The organism is Paenibacillus baimaensis (assembly GCF_025567575.1).
This window is the reverse complement of record NZ_JAOQIO010000099.1, coordinates 13848-32731: the sequence shown is the minus strand read 5'-3', so window position 1 is coordinate 32731 and position 18884 is coordinate 13848. Positions and strand designations below refer to the sequence as shown.

Genomic DNA, 18884 nt, shown 5'->3' with positions numbered 1-18884 from the left:
CCATAGGAAGGCAGGCCTGCTTTTGTTATAGTTTTGAGGTAAGTTAATGTTTGATGTCAGGTATTATGTTAGATTCATGTAACGTTAAGAGAGCTGCTTTGGGGCTCTAATATACGGGGATAGGCGGAGGTGACGGGTGTCTTTTTAAATACAGCTATACATGTACTCAGATGAATTGGCTTATAGGACGGATATTCAACATGGGAGGCAGCTATTTATGATTGAAAACAAAAAATCCAAAGATAAACACCCCTCGATATTTGAACCGGTTGCCTTGATCATGAATATCTTTTTGGCGATTGTAGGAGCAGTTATCGGTATGCAGCTCATGACCTCGCTCGGACTGACCCCAAATACCGCGATTATTGGTGCCGTAATTGCCATGCTGATAGGGCGGATTCCTATTCCTGCCTTCTCCATGTTCAAGTCCATTCATCGTCAAAACTTGATGCAAACCTCGATTTCATCGGCTACGTTTGGTGCAGCCAACAGCTTGTTGATTCCTATCGGTATTCCATTTGTCATGGGCAAGCCGGAATTGATCGTTCCGATGCTGATCGGTGCTGCTCTGGCGATGTTTCTCGATGCAACACTGCTGTATAAGCTGTTTAATTCCAAGGTGTTTCCTGCGGCGGGCGCCTGGCCACCGGGTGTAGCGACGGCAGAGGCCATCGTAGCCGCTCAAAAGGGTGGTAAACGGTCCGTACTCCTCGGCTTGGGTGCTGCTGGAGGAATTGTGGGTGCCTATTTTGGGCTCTCCATGTCGGCTTTTGGGGTCGCTTTTATCGGCAATATTTGGGCGCTGACCAATGTTTGGAAGCGGTCTGCTGCTGCGGCAGTATTCGATACCGTTGTTTGCCGTTGATATGAATCTGCTCTATATCCCGCATGGATTTATGATTGGTGGGGGACTTATGGCTTTGGTGCAGACGACGATGATCATTTTCAAAGCGAAAAACAAAAAGGGGCAATCCACGGAGCAGCAAGCGGGCGAAGGATCGGAAGCGGCGGATGGGATGAAAAGCGATCAGGAAACGACCCGAACCCTTGGATTTGGCTTCGTGGCTTATCTGGTTATTGCCTTGATTCTGGCTGTAATTGGTGGACTGTTAACACAAATGTCGTTCGGCATGTTTATCTGGTTTCTTTTATTCGCTGCATTGGCTGCCTATCTTCATGAACTGATTGTGGGCATTGCCGCCATGCATTCCGGATGGTTTCCGGCGTTCGCTGTCGCTTTAATTACGCTGATTTTGGGAGTTTTGATGGGATTTCCTCCTATTGCATTGGGTTTATTGGTCGGATTTAGCGCAGCGACCGGTCCAGCGTTTGCGGACATGGGTTACGATTTGAAAACAGGCTATATTTTACGGGGTAACGGCAGTGACCCGGAGCTCGAACTGCGTGGACGCAAACAGCAGTATATTACTGGCATGATAGCCTTTGGTGTCGCTTTGCTGACCGTACTCTTTTTATATAAAGGATTTTTCGCGAGGAACCTGATTCCTCCTGTGGATCTGGTGTACGTCAAAACGATTGAAGCTGGGGCATCTGTAGAAGTGGCGAAGCAGCTCTTTCTGTGGGCGATACCGGGAGCTATTCTGCAAATTATCGGCAGCTCGGTGTTTTGTTCGCCACAGGCCTCTTAATTCTTAATCCTAATGCAGGATGGGTTGTGTTATCCGGTATTCTGATCCGCATCATTGTACTGAAGGTCAAGGGAAAAGAAGCGGAAGCGCCTCTGGGTATTCTTGCCGCTGGATTTATTGCTGGTGATGCGTTGTATGGCTTCTTCAATTCGATAATCAAATTTGCTAAAAAGTAGGGATAAACGATGGGGAAAATAAATGTGGATGAGCAAATGATGGAATATGCCGTGTATGGAGGTGCTGTGCTTGGTGGAGGTGGAGGCGGCTGGATCGAGGATGGGCTGCAGCTCGGCAGGCTGGCGTTGGAAGTAGGTCCTCTTCATCTGCTCACTGCCGATGAAATGGATGAGGATGCTACGCTTCTTACCACATCGATTGTTGGTGCACCTGCCGCCAAGGATAAACACGTCAAACCGATTCATTGTCTGCGGGCAATGGAATTGCTGGGTGAATCGTTCAAAAAGCCGATTGATGGGATCATCGTCAATGAGAACGGAGCGAACACGACGGTGAATGGCTGGTTTCAGGCTGCGATCACAGGTCTTCCCATTATTGACTTGGCATGTAACGGCAGGGCTCATCCAACCTCTATTATGGGTGCGATGAACCTGCATGAATTACCCGAATATATTTCTCATCAAGCTGCCGCTGGAGGTAGAGGCAATCAGTATTTGGAGGTCAGTGTATCGGCGACCATTGAACAAACCTCATCATTGATAAGAAGAGTATCCGTGGATGCCGGTGGGCTGGTCGCCGTAGCGCGCAATCCGGTAACGGTCAAGTATGCACGGGTCAATGGTGCTCCGGGTGCGATCAGCCAAGCTATAGAACTGGGCGAGGCACTGCTTACCCACAAGGGAGAATCGGCAATTGAAGCTGTTTGCAGCAAACTGGGTGGACGCGTTGTTGCAGTAGGCGAGGTTAGTGAGTTTGCAATAACAACGGATCGTGGCTGGGATGTCGGGCATGTGACGATCGGTGATTACGAGCTGACGTTCTGGAATGAATATATGACACTGGAACAGGACGGTCAGCGCTTGGCAACGTTCCCTGATCTCATTATGACTTTGGATGCACGAACCGCTCATCCGGTCGTATCGGCTGCGATTACCAAAGGACAGGCCGTAGCCGTCATTCATGTACCAAGAGGGCAGCTGATTCTAAGCACGACGATGAGCAATCCCACATTGTTAAAGCCGATTGAAGACGTGATCGGCAAGTCGATTAATAGTTATATATTCAAATGATGGAAAGGGACGATTCAGCATGGAATCGATAGGCAGCAAGGAACTGACAAATATCAGTATTAACATCTTGACCAACAGCTTGGGCTTAAAGGCGGGAGAAACCTTCCTTGTTGTTGCCGATGAGGCCAAGCAGGAGCTGGGTATAGCGCTATGGTCAGCAGGAAAGCAGCTGAAGGCCGAGGCCATGCTCCTTATTATGAGGGATAGAGGGAAACCGGGTGAGGAGCCGCCAGCCGCCGTAAGCGAGGCGATGAAAGGCTCCGAGGTAATTGTTTGTGTGACCGAGCATTCGCTGACACATACGAAGGCGCGCAAGGAAGCGGTCGCACGTGGAGCACGGATCGCTACGATGCCGGGAATTACGCCCGACATGTTTCTGGAGGGGGCGATATCGGCAGATTATGCCCAGGTCAAAGAGCTTTCCGTCAAAGCAGCCGGGCTGCTGGAGAATGGGAGCGAGGTACGCATTGAGAAGGGGGGCAAGTCGCTCACCTTTTCCATTGCAGGCAGAAAGGGGTTTCCGAGCACAGGGGTCTACCTGAACCCGGGGGAATGGGGAAACCTGCCGTCAGGAGAGGCTTATACCGCTCCGGTGGAAGGGACTGCAGAGGGACAGATAGAGGTCGACTGTTCCTTTGCAGGCATCGGCAAGCTGGAGGCTCCGTTGCATCTCACGATCAAGGAGGGACGTCTGGTCGACGTGGAAGGTCCTGCCTCGGATAAGCTGCTGCACATATTGGGTGAACAGGAAGGTCGTATGCTCGCCGAGTTTGGAATCGGAACCAACAACAAAGCGAGGATTACAGGCGTTGTATTGGAGGATGAGAAGGTATATGGAACGATTCATGTCGCCTTCGGCAGCAACCACACGTTTGGCGGTACCATTGTGGCTGGCGTCCATGTGGATGGAGTCGTGAATGAGCCGGATGTTTATATCGACGGACAGCTGATTATACAAAAGGGCAGGCTGCTCGTGTGAAATGGAGGAATCGTATAGGACTTTACCTATACGGTTCTTTTTGTTTAGAGGAGGCGATGTGATGGATATTCGACAGCTGAGCTATTTTGTAGAAGTGGCCCGACTCAAAAGCTTTACAAAAGCATCGCAAACCTTGTTGGTCTCGCAGCCATCGATCAGCAAGACGATCAAAAACCTTGAAGATGAGCTGGGGGTTCTCATGCTGAACCGGTCGGAGAAGGAGGTTGAACTCACGGATGCCGGCCACCTTGTGTACGAGCAAGCCTTGCACATTATGCAGTCGATGAAGGATTTATCGTTGTCCATCCATGAGCTGGTTCAAGTAAAAAGGGGAAAAGTGGTTATGGGCTTAATGCCTACGGTTGGCGCGCTGCTGTTTCCACAAATCATTGTCGGCTTTAAGAGCCAATATCCGGGAATTGATATTCAAATGGTCGAGTACAGTGCCAAGCATCTGGAGGTACAAGTGAATGATGGACATATCGATTTTGGGGTCACGGTGCTGCCTGTGGATACAGGGCTATATGGCACGTTCTCTTTGTTAAAGGAGGATCTGGTTGCCATTGTTGACAGTCAGCACTGGCTGGCATCGAAGGAGTCCGTCGATTTAAAGGAACTGGAGGAGGAATTGTTTATCCTGTTCTCCAAAGAGTTCGCCCTTTACGATGTTGTTATTCAAGCCTGTTGGCAGGCCGGTTTTGAACCGAGGGTTGTCCATATGTCTTCGATGTGGGATCTGGTTTGTGAGATGGTAGCGAGTCAGCAGGGAATTTCGTTGATACCCAGATCAATGGCGAGCCGGTTGAAGCATTTACCCATTCATACAGCTGCGATTACCTCCCCTGCTATGGTCTGGGAGCTGGCTCTCATTTACCGCCGTAATCAATATCTTTCCTATGCCTCACGTGAGTTTATAGCCTATATCCAGACACATCTCCCCAATCAGAGCCTATAGTTTGTTTGCATGTATGGGATGCGATATAGGTATTGTACGGATGCAACAGTGCGCCTTTATGATATACATACGGGGGCACAATCTGACAGTACGGGAGGTATCGCAGTGTGATGTTTGCAGAAAGAACAAGGCATTTGAATGGTTCGGATATTCGGGCGATTCTGAAAATGACGGAACAACCGGGCATGATCTCTTTTGCCGGAGGAATGCCTGCTCCCGAATTGTTTCCAATCGAGGAAATCCAGGAAGTATCCCAGCACGTATTGAAGCACCACGGCAAGCAAGCATTACAATATACGATCACGGAGGGCTTCCTGCCGTTAAGAGAGCAGATTGCACAGCGGATGCAGGTGAAGTTCGATAAAGCCTGCTCTCCACAGCAAATTTTGATCACAAGCGGTTCGCAGCAGGGGATCGAGCTATCGGGCAAGCTGTTTCTGGACGAAGGGGATGTGGTGCTGTGCGAAAGTCCCTCTTTTCTCGGTGCCTTTCAAGCTTTTCGCCTCTATAACCCCAGATTTATCGAGGTGCCTACAGATGATCAAGGCATGGTTATGGAGGAATTGACACGTATTCTGGAGACTACGGATCGGGTGAAGCTGCTTTATGTGATCCCGGATTTTCAGAATCCAACGGGTCGGTCGTGGTCACTGGCAAGACGCAAGGAATTGATGGAGATTGTCAGTCATTATGAGATCGTAGTGGTCGAGGATAATCCATATGGCGAATTGATATACGAAGGTGATTCGCTCCCTTCATTAGCTTCGCTGGATCAGAAGGATCAGGTCGTGTTTCTCGGCTCATTTTCCAAAATTCTCTGTCCCGGTTTCAGGGTCGGCTGGGTGTGTGCTTCTCCGCAGTGGTTGGAAAAGTATGTGATGGCCAAACAAGCTGCGGATACGCATACGTCAACTTTTTGCCAGCAGGTGATCCATTCTTACCTGGAACGATACGATTTGGAGCAAAATGTCAGTAAAATCAAAGATGTGTATCGAAAACGTAGAAATATCATGTTGGATGTTATGGATCGTGAATTTCCGGAAACGGCTTTATTTAGCAAGCCTGGAGGCGGATTATTCATCTGGGTGGAGCTTCCGGCATTCGTCAATACGAGAGAGGTTCTTGCAAAAAGTTTGGAAAAAGGGATCGCTTTTGTGCCTGGAGGTTCCTTTTATCCGAATGGTGGTCATGAGCATGCGATGCGTCTGAATTTTTCCAATATGTCGGAGGACAAAATTATCGAGGGTATTCCCCGTCTGGCAGCCGTTATCCGAACATTCATATAAGGAGCGATATCAACTATGAAATCATCTGTACCAACCTTACAAACAACACTGGATGTTAAGCAGGTCTCAGCTCACGTTGCACAGCAGGGTTATTACCCATTAACGAGTGATTTTTTTACACAGGCTGATTTTTTTCGAAAAGATGACGCTGAGCGATTTATCGACAGCTTTCACAATCTGCCAATTGATAAGTATATGAAGGACAATGGAACCTACAGGCTTCGCCGGTTTGCCACTATTGAATATAGTACGAGTGACAGAGCCCTTCATGTTTTCAACGATCGCCCTTATTACCAGCCAACCGAAATCAACAGCTTGAACGGCGGAATCGTAAGACACTTTGATCCTATGGAAGAGAGCATCGTCACGGACAATACATTTTTAAGAGGGCTGCTCCAATGGGCCTTTAACGCAGTGGAGCAATTGGAAGGCCCCAGTGATTGGGAAGTGTCCCTTCATCAAATCCGCATATTAGCCAGAATCGACGAGCAGGGAGAACCGGCTCCTGAGGGTGTTCATCGAGATGGTGTGACGTACATTATGATGATGGTTCTGGCAAGGGAGAACGTCCTTGGTGGGGAAAGCACGATCTACGATAATGACCGCAATCTGCTGATTAGTACGACGCTGCAGCCCTTTGATTTGATATTTGCCGATGATAACCGGGTCATGCACGGAGTTAGCGCTATTCTGCCTGACGCTGTCGATGGTTATCGGGATGTGTTCGTAGCTGCTTTTACGAAAAAAGGATGATTCTAGCCTCCATATGAAAGGATGAGCTAACATGCCAATGATGTTCCCGGCTGCTCAAGCTGTTGTGCCCTTCATTTCGACGATCTGGAATCATTATCTAATATTGGAATCCGAAGTGATTTGCGATATTCCCGGTAAAGCTGTAGATGCTGAATGGCGAGCCAGCTTGGATGAATTTCTCAGCAGCATAGAGCTTGCGCTCACAGGTGCAGGTGTGGCCATGCAGGCGAAAACGATGGTTTTCCTCAATCCGGACGAAACAGCCATGAATCGTTATATCGTGCATCTTCTATTGGATAGAGCCTTCGAGCCTTCCAAGGTTACCCAACTGCTGTCCAATACGGCTGCCGAGATTTCCATGCATGCCCCGGAGTATCGATTGAAATACGCGCCTTGCTTCACGGATCAGCTCGTGATCTTTGTTATTGAGGCTGGAGTCTGAATCAGAGAAAGTCGTGTAGGAAGGAGTTAATCCCACATGGGGAGTAAGCGGTTTATACAAATTTTGGATGCGACGCTGAGAGACGGAAGTCATCCGCTTCGGCACCAATACGATGCCGGTACGCTTTCACGTATAGCCTCTTACCTGGAGCGGGCGAACGTTCCTTACCTTGAGGTTTGCCATGGGGATGGTCTAGGCGGCTCCAGCTTGCATTTTGGTAAAAGCAGGCTTACCGATGAGGTAGCTATAAGCACTGTAAAAGCGGCAGTACAACAGGTGAATATCGCGGCGCTGCTGCTGCCTGGCGTTGGGAGGCTAACGGATCTGGAGCAGGCTGTGCAAATGGGAATAGGAACGATACGAATTGCGACGCTGGCCTCGGAAGCCGATCTGGCGCACCGCTATATCAAAAAAGCGGCTGACCTTGGCATTGAAGCGTTTGGCTTTCTGATGCTGAGCTCGACGTGCTCGCCAGAACAGCTGTTGGAGCAGGCACGCAAGCTCGAAGCATTCGGACCGAATGTGATCTATATCGTCGATTCAGCGGGAGCGATGGCCATGGACGAGGTTCGGACCAAGGTCAGTCTATTACGGCGCTACCTTTCGGTTCGCATCGGATTCCATGGCCACAACAACCTTGGTTTGGCGGTAGGCAATACACTTGCGGCTGTCGAAGAAGGAGCAGATCTGGTGGATGGCTGCCTTGCCGGTTTTGGTGCAGGTGCTGGCAATGCCCCTACGGAAGTGCTTGCTGCCGTGCTGCATAAAATGGGCTATGAAACAGGCGCGAACGCAGGCATCCTTCTACAGGCTGCTGATGATATGTGGAAGCATGTGATGCCGGCTCCCCAATTTATTGAGCGGGGGGCACTAGCTCTTGGCACGCTTGGCATCCGAGGCAGTTCCTTGTTTACTACGCTTCCACTGCTCGGGAAATATGGGATAGATGTCAGGGACATCCTTAGCCAGCTGGTCACAAAAGGAAGCGACATTCGGTCCATTGAAGCCTTGGCTGACGAATACCTTATAAAACAATCGAACGGGTTACCAGGAGTACGTTCCCGCGAAACCAAGGAGAGCGGGCCTCATTTTCATTAATTTGCAGCGCCTCCTTACTGGCAGCACGTTAGTTCAGCTCATATAGACATTCCTCAAGATTGCCAATCATTTAGCTGTCAAGGCTGATAGCGGCAATCTTTTATTTTTTTGTATATATGTCATACTAAATTGGAGTGGAACTGTGATAAGATCGATAAAACCGAGTTCAGAACGTACATGAGGTGAGAGTATGGAGAATGCTCCGTTTACCGTGCAGGATTTGCTGCAAATGCCATTGTTTCAAGGTGCCAAAATCATCTCTGGACATGAAGGCGTAGCCAATGAAATTTATTATATCGATAGTATGGAGACGCCCGATCTGACCGGATGGCTTCGTCCTAATGAACTGATCCTGACGACAGGGTATTCGTTCCGCCATGATCCGAATATGCTCTGCCTTCTGCTGGATGAAATGCATAGGGTTGGCGGTTCGGCGGTAGGGATCAAGATGAGACGCTATATACAGGATATACCTCAGGAAGCGATTCACAAAAGCAACATCTATAAAATTCCCTTATTCGATATACCGCTTGAAATTCCTTTTATGGATATGACGCGATCGATACTGGATCAAATCCTGCAGCGTCAAGCCTATATGCTTCGCGAGCTGCAGGAAGTAAACCAGCAGTTTACGAATTTGGTATTAAATCGGCGAACGACGGAGCTCGTTGTCCTGATTGGACAGCTCCTGAATTGTGAAGTGGCTGTATTGAACCAAGAGGAAGAGATTGAAAGCAGTACCGCCAAATTTAAAAAAACGGACATAGCCGAAAAGCACAATATTCGTGTGGGAAGCCGCAATTTTGGATATTTGTCGATCACCCGGAAACTGAGTGAGCAGGATCATTTTGAACAAAGCTGTCTGGATCATGCAGTTACGGTATTGGCGATTGAATTTACCATACGGCAGTCCCAGCAGCTTCAATTGGAACGGGAACAGGAAGTGTTTCTTGTAGAGCTGCTGTCCGGCCTGAACCACGAGGAAGAGCTGCTGCGTTACCGGGCCAAACGTTTGGCTATTCCTCAAGGACCCTACATCTATGTTATCGTCATTAAACCTTTCAGTCGGACGACCCTTGATGCGGAACAAATCGGCAGGATCAATAATTGGATGGTACGCGAAATCAACACGCCTCGTAGCATTACACGCAAAGGCGTGGAGGTGAACGGCCGCGTTATGATTCTCTGCAGCTCGGTTCATAAGGATATCGAGAGCCAGAGAAGGGAAACAGAGCAGTATGTGCAGGAGCTGCTGAAAAAGGCCGTCAGGCTTGAGGAGGATATAAGCCTCGTAATTGGTGTAGGAGGCATTGTTGAGCGGCTAGCGAATCTTTCTGACAGCAGTCGGGAGGCTCAGAAGGCTTTGGCTATCGGTGAAGGGTCTTTGCCCCATCAGGTCGTTGTTCACATCCATGACGTGCTTATAGAGCAGCTGCTGATGGATTCGGCTGATCACCCAGTACTCGCGGTATTGACGCAAACGTTTATCACTCCCTTGGAGGCTTATGACAAGGAATATGGAACGAATCTGTTAGTCACCCTGGAAGCTTTTCTGAGAGAGCGAAATAACACGAAGCGAGTCGCCGAGGAACTGTCTATTCATCGCAACTCTGTACTTTATCGACTGGAACGGATTAGTGAGATCCTGAAAATCGATATGAATGACGCAGAGGTTCGTTTACGGCTCGATTTGGCCATTCGCTTTTGGAAAATGAAAAATGTGAACAGAACCACTATGCTGTGAGACCATTAACTGACTCTCGCTTTCGCTTGAATAAGAACTGTTCATAAGCCCTCATTCAATCCGGATGAGGGTTTGCTTTGTATTCCAATGGGTTGGCCAATTATGTAATATACATTCACGAAATGTTCACTTACGAAAAAAAATTTCAGTAGATATACTAAAATCATCACAGAAATGAAAGGATGCTTCAATTTGCCTAGTAACAAAAAAGAAGAAATGATCTTTGGATTCATGATGGTATTCGGTATGGTAAGTATTATGTTTGCCTATAACCTCACTCTTGAGGGTCTATGGAGGGAAATGACATTTCTAAAAGGTTTTAGCCTTTATGTCTTAACATTTATTGTCGCATTTATTATTGAAGCATTTGTTGTTGGGACTATTGCTCGAAAAATTGCATTCAAGCTGCCGTATAATAAATCGAAGAAAATCTATAACATTCTTGCTATTTCAACTTGTATGGTAGTCGGTATGGTTTCAGTTATGTCGGTTTATGGATTAATATCGAAAATAGTTACGAGTGGTATAGAAGGCACACTGCTTAGCAATTATGCTAACCTTTTACTATTAAACTTTGTAGTAGCTTATCCAGCACAATTACTAATTGTAGGTCCAGTGGCACGCTATATTTTAACGAACTTTGTGAAGCCATCCAATCAAGCCGTTCAATTATGATTAGAACACTTTGGGAATATATTTCTCGAAGTGTTTTTATTTTTTGAATATAGGGATAAAGCGACCCCGCATAGCCTTGAAAGGTATGAGAGGTCGACTTTATTATTTTCCCGCATCATATTCGTTGGAGTGTTCCTCCAGCGATTTAATTTTTCCATGGGGATTTTGTGCTTGCTTACGAATTTTCCATTGATTTTCCTTACGGCTTTTCGATTGGCTCATCGCAATAAACACTCCTTTGGAACGCGGATATGGTGTTGCACATTTAACTTGTGATTTTATTAAATATTATATACTCAATATTAAGAAGAACGAATAAAAAGGATTCGTAATAGCCATAATACATTCAACGGTGATAAGAGAGGTGTGGTTCCGTTGGGCTGTCTAACGAAACATTCCAGGGAAGTTGTAAGAATCTAAAGTGAAGCGAGGGGATGTGCCGCAGAGACGTTATTGTAGTACCCATACTGCATATTGTTGATGTTGGTAAGACCTAAGGTTCAAAAGGGTTCATGGCAGTAGTACCAAATCAAATTCACCGTTGAAAAGGACTCCGCGAGGGGTCTTTTTTCTTTTTCATTGGGATGGGTGAGAATCGTTAATTTCATTACAAATGATTTTTGAAGAAAATGTGCAATTATGCGACTCCATACACTTTCATGCGACAGGTTACTACGTCAAAACAATTGAGTTCAATTTCCATCTAGTCTATAATGATAAAAACGCAATACCCATGTCATCCATAACGAAACGGGGGCCATTCAGTGAGCATTACAATCAAAGACGTTGAGCACGTAGCCAAATTGGCCAGACTTGAGCTCAGTGAGCAGGAAAAACAAACGTTCACCGAACAGATGAACGCGATCTTAAAATACGCGGAGCAATTAAATGAACTTAATACCGATAACGTCGAACCAACGAGTCATCCGGTGCCGCTCGTTAATGTGATGCGCGAAGACGTGTCCACACCATCCTTGCCGATAGACAAAGTGCTGTTGAACGCGCCGGATGAAGAAGAAGGTCAAATCAAAGTGCCTGCAGTATTGGAGTAATATTAATAGATTATTGAAAGGGAGGACGCGGTTTTGTCTTTATTCGATCTTAAGTTACAAGAGATACATACCCAATTGAAAGCCAAACAAATCACCGTTTCCGATCTTGTGAACGAATCCTATACAAGGATTGGACAAGTTGACGGTAAAGTTAAAGCTTTTTTGAAGTTGGATGAGGAGAATGCGCGTACGACTGCAGCTACATTGGACGAGCAGCTGGACAAGAGTGAAAGTCGAGGGCTGCTGTTCGGCTTGCCGATCGGGATTAAGGATAATATCGTCACAGAAGGCGTTACAACGACTTGTGCGAGCCAGTTTCTGCGTAACTTTAACCCGGTCTACGATGCAACTGTAGTATCGAAGCTGAAGGATGCGCAGGCTGTTTCCATTGGTAAGCTCAATATGGATGAATTTGCGATGGGCGGTTCCAATGAGAATTCGAGCTTCCAGATCACTTATAACCCATGGAACACGGAATATGTGCCAGGTGGTTCAAGCGGCGGTTCGGCTGCGGCCGTGGCTGCAGGAGAGGTTTACTTTTCCTTGGGCTCCGATACGGGAGGATCAATTCGACAACCGGCTGCTTATTGCGGTATTGTCGGCTTAAAACCGACATATGGCCTCGTGTCCCGCTTCGGTCTGGTAGCCTTTGCTTCATCGTTGGATCAGATCGGTCCCTTGACCAAAAATGTGGAAGACAGTGCCTACTTGCTGCAAACGATTGCGGGTCATGATCCGAAGGATTCGACTTCTGCAAACGTGGATATTCCTGACTATATTAGCGCTCTGAGCGGTGACGTAAAGGGCTTAAGAATCGCGCTTCCGAAGGAATATATGGGTGAAGGTATCGATCCGGCTGTCCGTGAATCCGTGCTGTCCGCGCTTAAAGTGCTGGAGGGACTTGGTGCCGTGGTCGAGGAAGTATCCTTGCCGCATTCTGAATATGCAGTGGCTACCTATTATTTGCTGGCATCCTCCGAGGCATCCTCTAACCTTGCCCGTTTCGACGGTGTTCGTTATGGCGTTCGTGCCGACAATCCGAAGAATTTGCTGGACCTGTATCACAGATCACGGAGCGAAGGTTTTGGACCGGAAGTAAAACGCCGCATTATGCTTGGCACCTATGCACTCAGCTCGGGTTATTATGATGCCTATTATTTGAAGGCTCAAAAGGTGCGTACTTTGATCAAGCAGGATTTTGATAACGTATTTGAGAACTATGATGTCGTAATCGGGCCTACTGCGCCTACTACCGCCTTTAAGGTCGGTTCTCAGGTGAATGACCCGTTAACGATGTACTTAAACGATATTTTAACGATTCCAGTGAATCTTGCTGGCGTTCCGGCTATCAGTGTTCCTTGCGGATTTGCTGACGGCCTGCCTATCGGCTTGCAAATTATCGGTAAAGCATTGAGCGAAGCGACGATTTTACGAGTAGCTCATGCTTTTGAACAACATACAGACTTCCATAAGCAGCGCCCCCAGCTGTAACACCTTAGGATGAAAGGAGAATACACCTGCATGTCAGCAACAGAAACGAAATACGAAACGGTCATTGGGCTGGAAGTTCATGTCGAGCTTCATACGAAGTCCAAAATCTTTTGCGGATGCTCCACCGCCTTTGGAGCACCACCGAACACGCATACTTGTCCCGTTTGTTTGGGCTACCCGGGCGTTTTGCCGGTGCTCAACAAGCAGGCCGTTGAATATGCAATGAAAGCGGCAATGGCGCTCAATTGCGAGATTGCTACTGATAGCAAGTTTGACCGTAAAAACTATTTTTATCCGGATTCCCCAAAAGCCTACCAAATTTCCCAATATGATAAACCGATTGGTGAGCACGGCTGGATTGATATCGAAGTCAATGGTCAAACGAAACGGATCGGTGTGACCCGTGTTCATCTTGAAGAAGATGCAGGCAAGCTGACTCACGTAGATGGCGGTTACACGACCCTTGCGGATTTTAATCGTGTAGGTACCCCGTTGATTGAAATCGTATCAGAACCAGATCTGCGTTCACCAGAGGAAGCTCGTGCTTACCTGGAGAAGCTGAAGGCGATTATGCAGTATTGTGACGTGTCCGATGTGAAGATGGAGGAAGGCTCGCTGCGATGCGATGCCAACGTCAGTATTCGTCCTTACGATCAGGCTGAATTCGGTACCCGTGCTGAGTTGAAGAACATGAACTCGTTCCGTGGGGTGCAGAAGGGCTTGGAGTATGAGGAATGGCGGCAGGCTGAAGTATTGAACAGCGGCGCCAAGGTCATTCAGGAAACACGCCGCTGGGATGACGCCCAAGGCAAGACGATCATGATGCGCAGCAAGGAAGAGGCTCACGACTACCGTTACTTCCCGGACCCAGACCTGGTGCGTTTATATATTGATGATGCCTGGAAGGCTCGAATCCGCGCTTCAATTCCGGAACTGCCGGATGCACGGCAAGCACGTTATGTTAGTGAGTACAGTTTGCCGAGCTACGATGCGCAGGTCATTACCTCCTCGATCAAGCTGGCCGATTTCTTTGAAGAAAGCTTGAAGTACACAAAAGACGCCAAAGCCGTATCGAACTGGATCATGGGTGATCTACTTGGCTATTTGAACGCGAATAACCAAGAGCTTGAGCAGCTTCCGATTACTGGCCAAGGTTTGGGCGAAATGATTTTATTGCTGGAAAAAGGCACGATCAGCAGTAAAATTGCCAAAACCGTCTTCAAGGCGATGCTGGAAACGGGCAAAGCCCCTGCACAAATCGTTGAAGAGCAGGGCCTCGTGCAAATCAGCGACGAAGGTGCGATTAAAGCGGCAGTCGAGCAGGCTATCGCCAATAATCCACAGTCCGTAGCCGATTTCAAGGCAGGTAAGGATAAAGCTGTAGGCTTCCTCGTCGGACAAGTCATGAAGGAAACGAAGGGTAAAGCCAACCCGGGACTCGTGAACAAGCTGATCGTCGAGTGCCTGCAGGCAGCCGAATAAGACTGCTTTATTAAATACGGAAATGGTTCAAGCCTTGATTTCATTTCATGTTCTGTAAGGACCATAGAAGTCCGGAATATGAGAGGGAGTCAAGGCTTTTTAATATGGACGAGCTTCATCAGGAAAGGATGACGAATGGATATGATACGTTTCGGCATAATTGGGACGAACTTTATTACCGAGAGATTCATCGCTGCGGCACGTGAGTGTGAAGATTTCGCCTTAACCGCTGTATTTTCTCGTACATGGCAGCAGGCACAGGATTTTGCAGCCAAGCATCATATACCTCATCTATTTACCGATTTGGAGAGTATGGCGAATAGTGAGGAGGTAGATGCGGTATATATCGCGAGTCCGAATTCTTTTCACGCCAGCCAGGCGATTTTTTTGATGGAGCATGGCAAACACATCTTATGTGAAAAACCGCTTGCTTCCAATGGTAAGGAAGTCAGAGCAATGTTTGAAGCTGCACGTAAACATAATGTTTTGTTAATGGAGGCCTTGCTATCTACAATGCTTCCTAATTTTCAGGCGATCCGTGAGCGTTTGCCTGAGATTGGGCAGATTCGTCGTTATACGGCAAGCTATTGCCAATATTCATCACGTTATGATGCCTATAAGCAGGGAACGATACTGAATGCATTTAATCCAATGTTTTCCAATGGTTCATTGATGGACTTGGGTATTTACTGCCTATATCCGATGGTGGTGCTGTTCGGACAACCGCTAAAGGTTCAGGCTAACGGATTGCTGCTCGATTCCGGTGTTGACGGACAAGGCAGTCTTATATTGAAATATCCCGATATGGATGCGGTCATTACCCATTCCAAAATCAGCTCATCCTATGTACCAACTGAAATTCAGGGAGAGAACGGAACGATGGTCATCGATAAAATCAATACACCAGAGAAGATCGAGATTCGATATCGAGATGGTTCGATACATGACGTGTCAAAGCCGCAGTCTCATGCATTCATGTATTATGAGGTTCAGGAATTTATTAATGTGTTAAACCGCGGTGAACGGGAATCAGCTATTAATTCCAATCAACATTCCATTTGGACAATGGATGTTATGGATGAAGCGAGAAGGCAGATAGGACTCGTATTTCCTGCTGACCGTTCGAATGATCTATAGGTGAAAAGAGGGTGTAAATGACTACAGAACGTTTATGTATACCGCAAGTGGGTGTAGGGGCTGTAATCCGCAACGAGCAGGATGAGATTCTACTTGTACTGCGGAAGCGTGAGCCTGAAAAAGGTACTTGGAGTATTCCAGGCGGTAAATTGGATCTTTATGAATCGCTAGAGAGCAGTGTAATCCGTGAGATTAAGGAAGAGGTTAATCTGGATGTTGAAGTGATGGGTCTTCTATGCATGGCGGAAACAATACGGCCAGAACGAAATGAGCATTGGATATCGGCGATCTATGAAGTGAAAATTTGTGGTGGAGAATTACGCAACATGGAGCCGGACGGTGCTATCGGAGATGTGCAGTGGTTTGCGATAGATCGGCTGCCTGCCGAGATAGCCTGCTTTACAGTCCCCGCAATAGAGCGTTTAACCAAGTAATCATTCTATACTCTCAACCTGAAAAAGCAATCAACCGGTCGTTGGCCGTTGATTGCTTTTTTACTATCTTTCTTCATCACTATTCCAGATTGGCATGATTACCATACATCGAGCTGGAATCGAGCCCCTGCTTCTCCATCAAGCTTAATATAGTAGCATCGAAGAAAATAAGAAGTGTCTGCTCGAACAGGGAACCCATGGGCTGAATCGTGTGGTAGCTGCTTTCCGATTGATCCTTGGGCGAGCCGGGCAACCTAATCTTGATGTCAGCTAACCGTCCAATAGTAGATTCGGGGTATATTGTAACTATGGCAAGCTTGGCTTCCAGCTCTTTGGCTTTCTTTGCCATCGACAAGAGGCTTTTGGTTTCACCGGATCCGGAGGCAATAAGGAGCAAATCCTCTTTACCAAGTCCCGGTGTTACCGTTTCACCTACAACATGGACATCCAGTCCAAGGTGCATCAATCGCATAGCAAACGCTTTGACCATTAAGCCGGATCTCCCTGCGCCCGCCACAAAAATTTTACGGGATTGAATAATAGCTTCTACCAATGCTTCACTGCCAGTGCTGCTCGTGCCAAGCATTAGCTTTGCCGAACGCTGCAGCTCGCCCACGATTTCTAAGGTATATTCAGTCACATTCATCGGATCGATTACCCTTGGTTAATTAGCTGTCTGATTTCTGCCGCTGTGCCTGCTTTGTCTTCCTGTCCGGTAATGCCGCCGCCGACAATAATCAAATCTGGCTGAGCGCGAATGACCTCTGGCAAAGTGCTAAGCTTGATTCCGCCAGCAACAGCAGTTTTGGCATTTTTCACAACACGTTTTACCGTACGAAGCTCTTCAAAAGGACTTTGCCCTGCTGCTTGAAGATCATAGCCTGTGTGTACGCAGATGTAATCGACACCCAAGGCATCAATCTCAACAGCGCGTTTTTCCAGATCGGTCACATTGATCATATCAACGAGAATGCTTTTTCCATGCTTGCGTGCTTCTTCTACAGCTCCTTTGATCGTGGCATCATTGCTGGCACCAAGCACCGTAATAATATCAGCACCAGCCTCGGATGCCTTCATAACCTCATAACCACCAGCGTCCATTATTTTCAAATCAGCCAAAACCTGTAAGTTCGGATAAGCATCCTTGATTGCTTTTACCGCGTGCAGCCCTTCGTTAATAACGATGGGTGTTCCTATTTCAACGATATCAATATACGCCTCAACTTCTTTAACCAATTGGATCGCATCGGGAATGTTAACAAGATCTAACGCTAATTGCAATTTCATAAATGATTCACTCCTATTATAGTTGATTGGGTTAATCTCCTTTGTACAGGGATTAGTATATCTGTAATATAATTTTTTTGTAAGTACGCACTTTAATCTTATATAGTGCCTAAAAGTATACTATGCGCTATAATAGGAATTACGAGGAGGGATTCGATGGGACATCTATATGAAAAGACATTTAATTGCGAAAAAGAATTAACACTTAGTGTCATTGGCGGTAAGTGGAAAATGCTGATTTTGTGGTATTTGGGCAAAGAGGGGACCAAACGATTTGGTGAATTGAAGTCGTTAATACCTGATATTACCCAGCGAATGCTGGTCAGTCAGCTGCGAGAGCTGGAAGAGGACCTGATCGTACATCGGGAGGTTTATCCCGTTGTACCGCCCAAAGTGGAATATTCGCTCACCGAGCTTGGCCAAAGCCTGATGCCGATTCTGGTTTCGATGTATGATTGGGGCAAAAATTACATGGAACTTGTTGCCAAAGAAAAGGTTGAAATCAAGGATTTAACTTTGCAAAATAAATAATGATGTTTCTGAGCAAATTGTATGATGACTGTTGGAGCCCTGTAATTATTTTTCGTGAAAATAAAGGCCAGTAGGAGCCAATAAGCCCTCACTGACCTTTATTTATCTTTAACTTAGAAAAATACCACCATACACAAAAGCACAAACGATAACCAAAGCTGGATGAAACTTTTTAATTACCATGGCAAAGTAAGCGACCGCGGCAATCCCAAGTGACTGCCATATTCCGATCGTATGCACAGAGTTTGCACTCAACTGCCACGTCATGACGACCATCATAATGGCGATGACCGGCTGAACCAATAAAGTCATGCCTTTGACAGCATCGGACTTACGGTATTTCTGCATCAGATTCAGCAGCCAGATCAAAGCCACAGCAGTAGGTACAACCGTAGCGATAATACTGACGGCAAAGCCGACCCATCCCCCTGCTTCATAGCCGACAAAGGCAGCAATTTTCGTTGCGATAGGGCCGGGCAGCATATTGCCGAGTGCGAGCATGTTAGAGAATTGAATATTATCCAGCCAATGATAATGGTTAACGATTTCTTCATACATGAGCGGGATCGAAGAGGGACCGCCGCCGTAGCCTAATGCGTTAGATATAAAAAAACCGAAAAATAGTTGTATCCAGTCCATAAG

The 18884-nt window shown here is 47.0% G+C and carries 19 protein-coding genes and 1 pseudogene; 16 read left to right on the top strand and 4 right to left on the bottom strand.

Annotated features, from left to right (window positions below):
• Window positions 1-217 precede the first annotated feature (217 nt).
• The 10 genes and pseudogenes from OB236_RS28935 (at window position 218) to OB236_RS28890 (ending at window position 10828) form a co-directional block, all read left to right on the top strand.
• Window positions 218-1825: pseudogene (locus OB236_RS28935) on the top strand (OPT/YSL family transporter).
• Window positions 1826-1834: 9 nt separating this feature from the next.
• A complete protein-coding gene (locus OB236_RS28930) occupies window positions 1835-2896 on the top strand; it encodes a DUF917 domain-containing protein (RefSeq protein WP_262687018.1) in 1062 nt (353 codons plus the stop codon).
• A gap of 19 nt (window positions 2897-2915) precedes the next feature.
• A complete protein-coding gene (locus OB236_RS28925) occupies window positions 2916-3875 on the top strand; it encodes an aminopeptidase (protein ID WP_262687017.1) in 960 nt (319 codons plus the stop codon).
• Between the two features lie 61 nt (window positions 3876-3936).
• Window positions 3937-4830, top strand: a complete 894-nt coding sequence (locus tag OB236_RS28920; RefSeq protein WP_262687016.1) for a LysR family transcriptional regulator — start codon at window positions 3937-3939, stop codon at window positions 4828-4830.
• Between the two features lie 110 nt (window positions 4831-4940).
• Window positions 4941-6116, top strand: coding sequence for an aminotransferase-like domain-containing protein (locus tag OB236_RS28915; RefSeq protein ID WP_262687015.1), 1176 nt, complete (start codon window positions 4941-4943; stop codon window positions 6114-6116).
• A 15-nt stretch (window positions 6117-6131) separates the two neighbouring features.
• On the top strand, window positions 6132-6869 hold the full coding sequence (locus OB236_RS28910) for a 2OG-Fe dioxygenase family protein (protein WP_262687014.1): 738 nt from the start codon (window positions 6132-6134) through the stop codon (window positions 6867-6869).
• A gap of 31 nt (window positions 6870-6900) precedes the next feature.
• Window positions 6901-7311, top strand: coding sequence for an acetaldehyde dehydrogenase family protein (locus OB236_RS28905; RefSeq protein ID WP_262687013.1), 411 nt, complete (start codon window positions 6901-6903; stop codon window positions 7309-7311).
• A 36-nt stretch (window positions 7312-7347) separates the two neighbouring features.
• Window positions 7348-8409 carry a 4-hydroxy-2-oxovalerate aldolase gene (dmpG, locus tag OB236_RS28900; protein ID WP_262687012.1) on the top strand — a complete coding sequence of 354 codons (1062 nt, stop codon included), beginning with the start codon at window positions 7348-7350 and terminating at the stop codon, window positions 8407-8409.
• 190 nt (window positions 8410-8599) lie between these two features.
• A complete protein-coding gene (locus OB236_RS28895) occupies window positions 8600-10153 on the top strand; it encodes a PucR family transcriptional regulator (protein ID WP_262687011.1) in 1554 nt (517 codons plus the stop codon).
• Window positions 10154-10345: 192 nt separating this feature from the next.
• Complete coding sequence (locus OB236_RS28890) at window positions 10346-10828, top strand: DUF2798 domain-containing protein (protein WP_262687010.1); 483 nt, start codon at window positions 10346-10348, stop codon at window positions 10826-10828.
• A 102-nt stretch (window positions 10829-10930) separates the two neighbouring features.
• Here the strand turns inward: OB236_RS28890 and OB236_RS28885 are convergent, their stop codons facing one another.
• A complete protein-coding gene (locus OB236_RS28885) occupies window positions 10931-11050 on the bottom strand; it encodes a DUF6254 family protein (RefSeq protein ID WP_240415068.1) in 120 nt (39 codons plus the stop codon).
• Window positions 11051-11592: 542 nt separating this feature from the next.
• On the opposite strand from OB236_RS28885, the gene gatC reads away from it, so the two are divergent.
• The 5 genes from gatC to OB236_RS28860 all read left to right on the top strand — a co-directional run bounded on the left by gatC (window position 11593) and on the right by OB236_RS28860 (window position 16424).
• On the top strand, window positions 11593-11880 hold the full coding sequence (gene gatC / locus OB236_RS28880; protein ID WP_262687009.1) for an Asp-tRNA(Asn)/Glu-tRNA(Gln) amidotransferase subunit GatC: 288 nt from the start codon (window positions 11593-11595) through the stop codon (window positions 11878-11880).
• A gap of 33 nt (window positions 11881-11913) precedes the next feature.
• Window positions 11914-13371, top strand: coding sequence for an Asp-tRNA(Asn)/Glu-tRNA(Gln) amidotransferase subunit GatA (gene gatA / locus OB236_RS28875; RefSeq protein WP_262687008.1), 1458 nt, complete (start codon window positions 11914-11916; stop codon window positions 13369-13371).
• 30 nt (window positions 13372-13401) lie between these two features.
• Window positions 13402-14853: an Asp-tRNA(Asn)/Glu-tRNA(Gln) amidotransferase subunit GatB gene (gatB, locus tag OB236_RS28870; protein ID WP_240415071.1), complete on the top strand. Its 1452-nt coding sequence runs from the start codon at window positions 13402-13404 to the stop codon at window positions 14851-14853.
• Between the two features lie 141 nt (window positions 14854-14994).
• Window positions 14995-15990: a Gfo/Idh/MocA family protein gene (locus OB236_RS28865; protein ID WP_262687098.1), complete on the top strand. Its 996-nt coding sequence runs from the start codon at window positions 14995-14997 to the stop codon at window positions 15988-15990.
• A 17-nt stretch (window positions 15991-16007) separates the two neighbouring features.
• Window positions 16008-16424 carry an NUDIX domain-containing protein gene (locus OB236_RS28860; RefSeq protein ID WP_262687006.1) on the top strand — a complete coding sequence of 139 codons (417 nt, stop codon included), beginning with the start codon at window positions 16008-16010 and terminating at the stop codon, window positions 16422-16424.
• Window positions 16425-16503: 79 nt separating this feature from the next.
• Here the strand turns inward: OB236_RS28860 and hxlB are convergent, their stop codons facing one another.
• Both hxlB and hxlA read right to left on the bottom strand, forming a co-directional pair.
• Window positions 16504-17070 carry a 6-phospho-3-hexuloisomerase gene (gene hxlB / locus OB236_RS28855; RefSeq protein ID WP_262687004.1) on the bottom strand — a complete coding sequence of 189 codons (567 nt, stop codon included), beginning with the start codon at window positions 17068-17070 and terminating at the stop codon, window positions 16504-16506.
• An 8-nt stretch (window positions 17071-17078) separates the two neighbouring features.
• Complete coding sequence (hxlA, locus tag OB236_RS28850) at window positions 17079-17711, bottom strand: 3-hexulose-6-phosphate synthase (RefSeq protein WP_262687003.1); 633 nt, start codon at window positions 17709-17711, stop codon at window positions 17079-17081.
• 156 nt (window positions 17712-17867) lie between these two features.
• On the opposite strand from hxlA, the gene OB236_RS28845 reads away from it, so the two are divergent.
• Window positions 17868-18242, top strand: a complete 375-nt coding sequence (locus OB236_RS28845; protein ID WP_076229918.1) for a winged helix-turn-helix transcriptional regulator — start codon at window positions 17868-17870, stop codon at window positions 18240-18242.
• A 108-nt stretch (window positions 18243-18350) separates the two neighbouring features.
• Here OB236_RS28845 and OB236_RS28840 read toward each other — a convergent pair whose 3' ends face one another.
• Window positions 18351-18881 (bottom strand): chromate transporter, encoded by a 531-nt coding sequence (locus OB236_RS28840; RefSeq protein WP_262687002.1) that lies wholly within the window; start codon window positions 18879-18881, stop codon window positions 18351-18353.
• Window positions 18882-18884 lie beyond the last annotated feature (3 nt).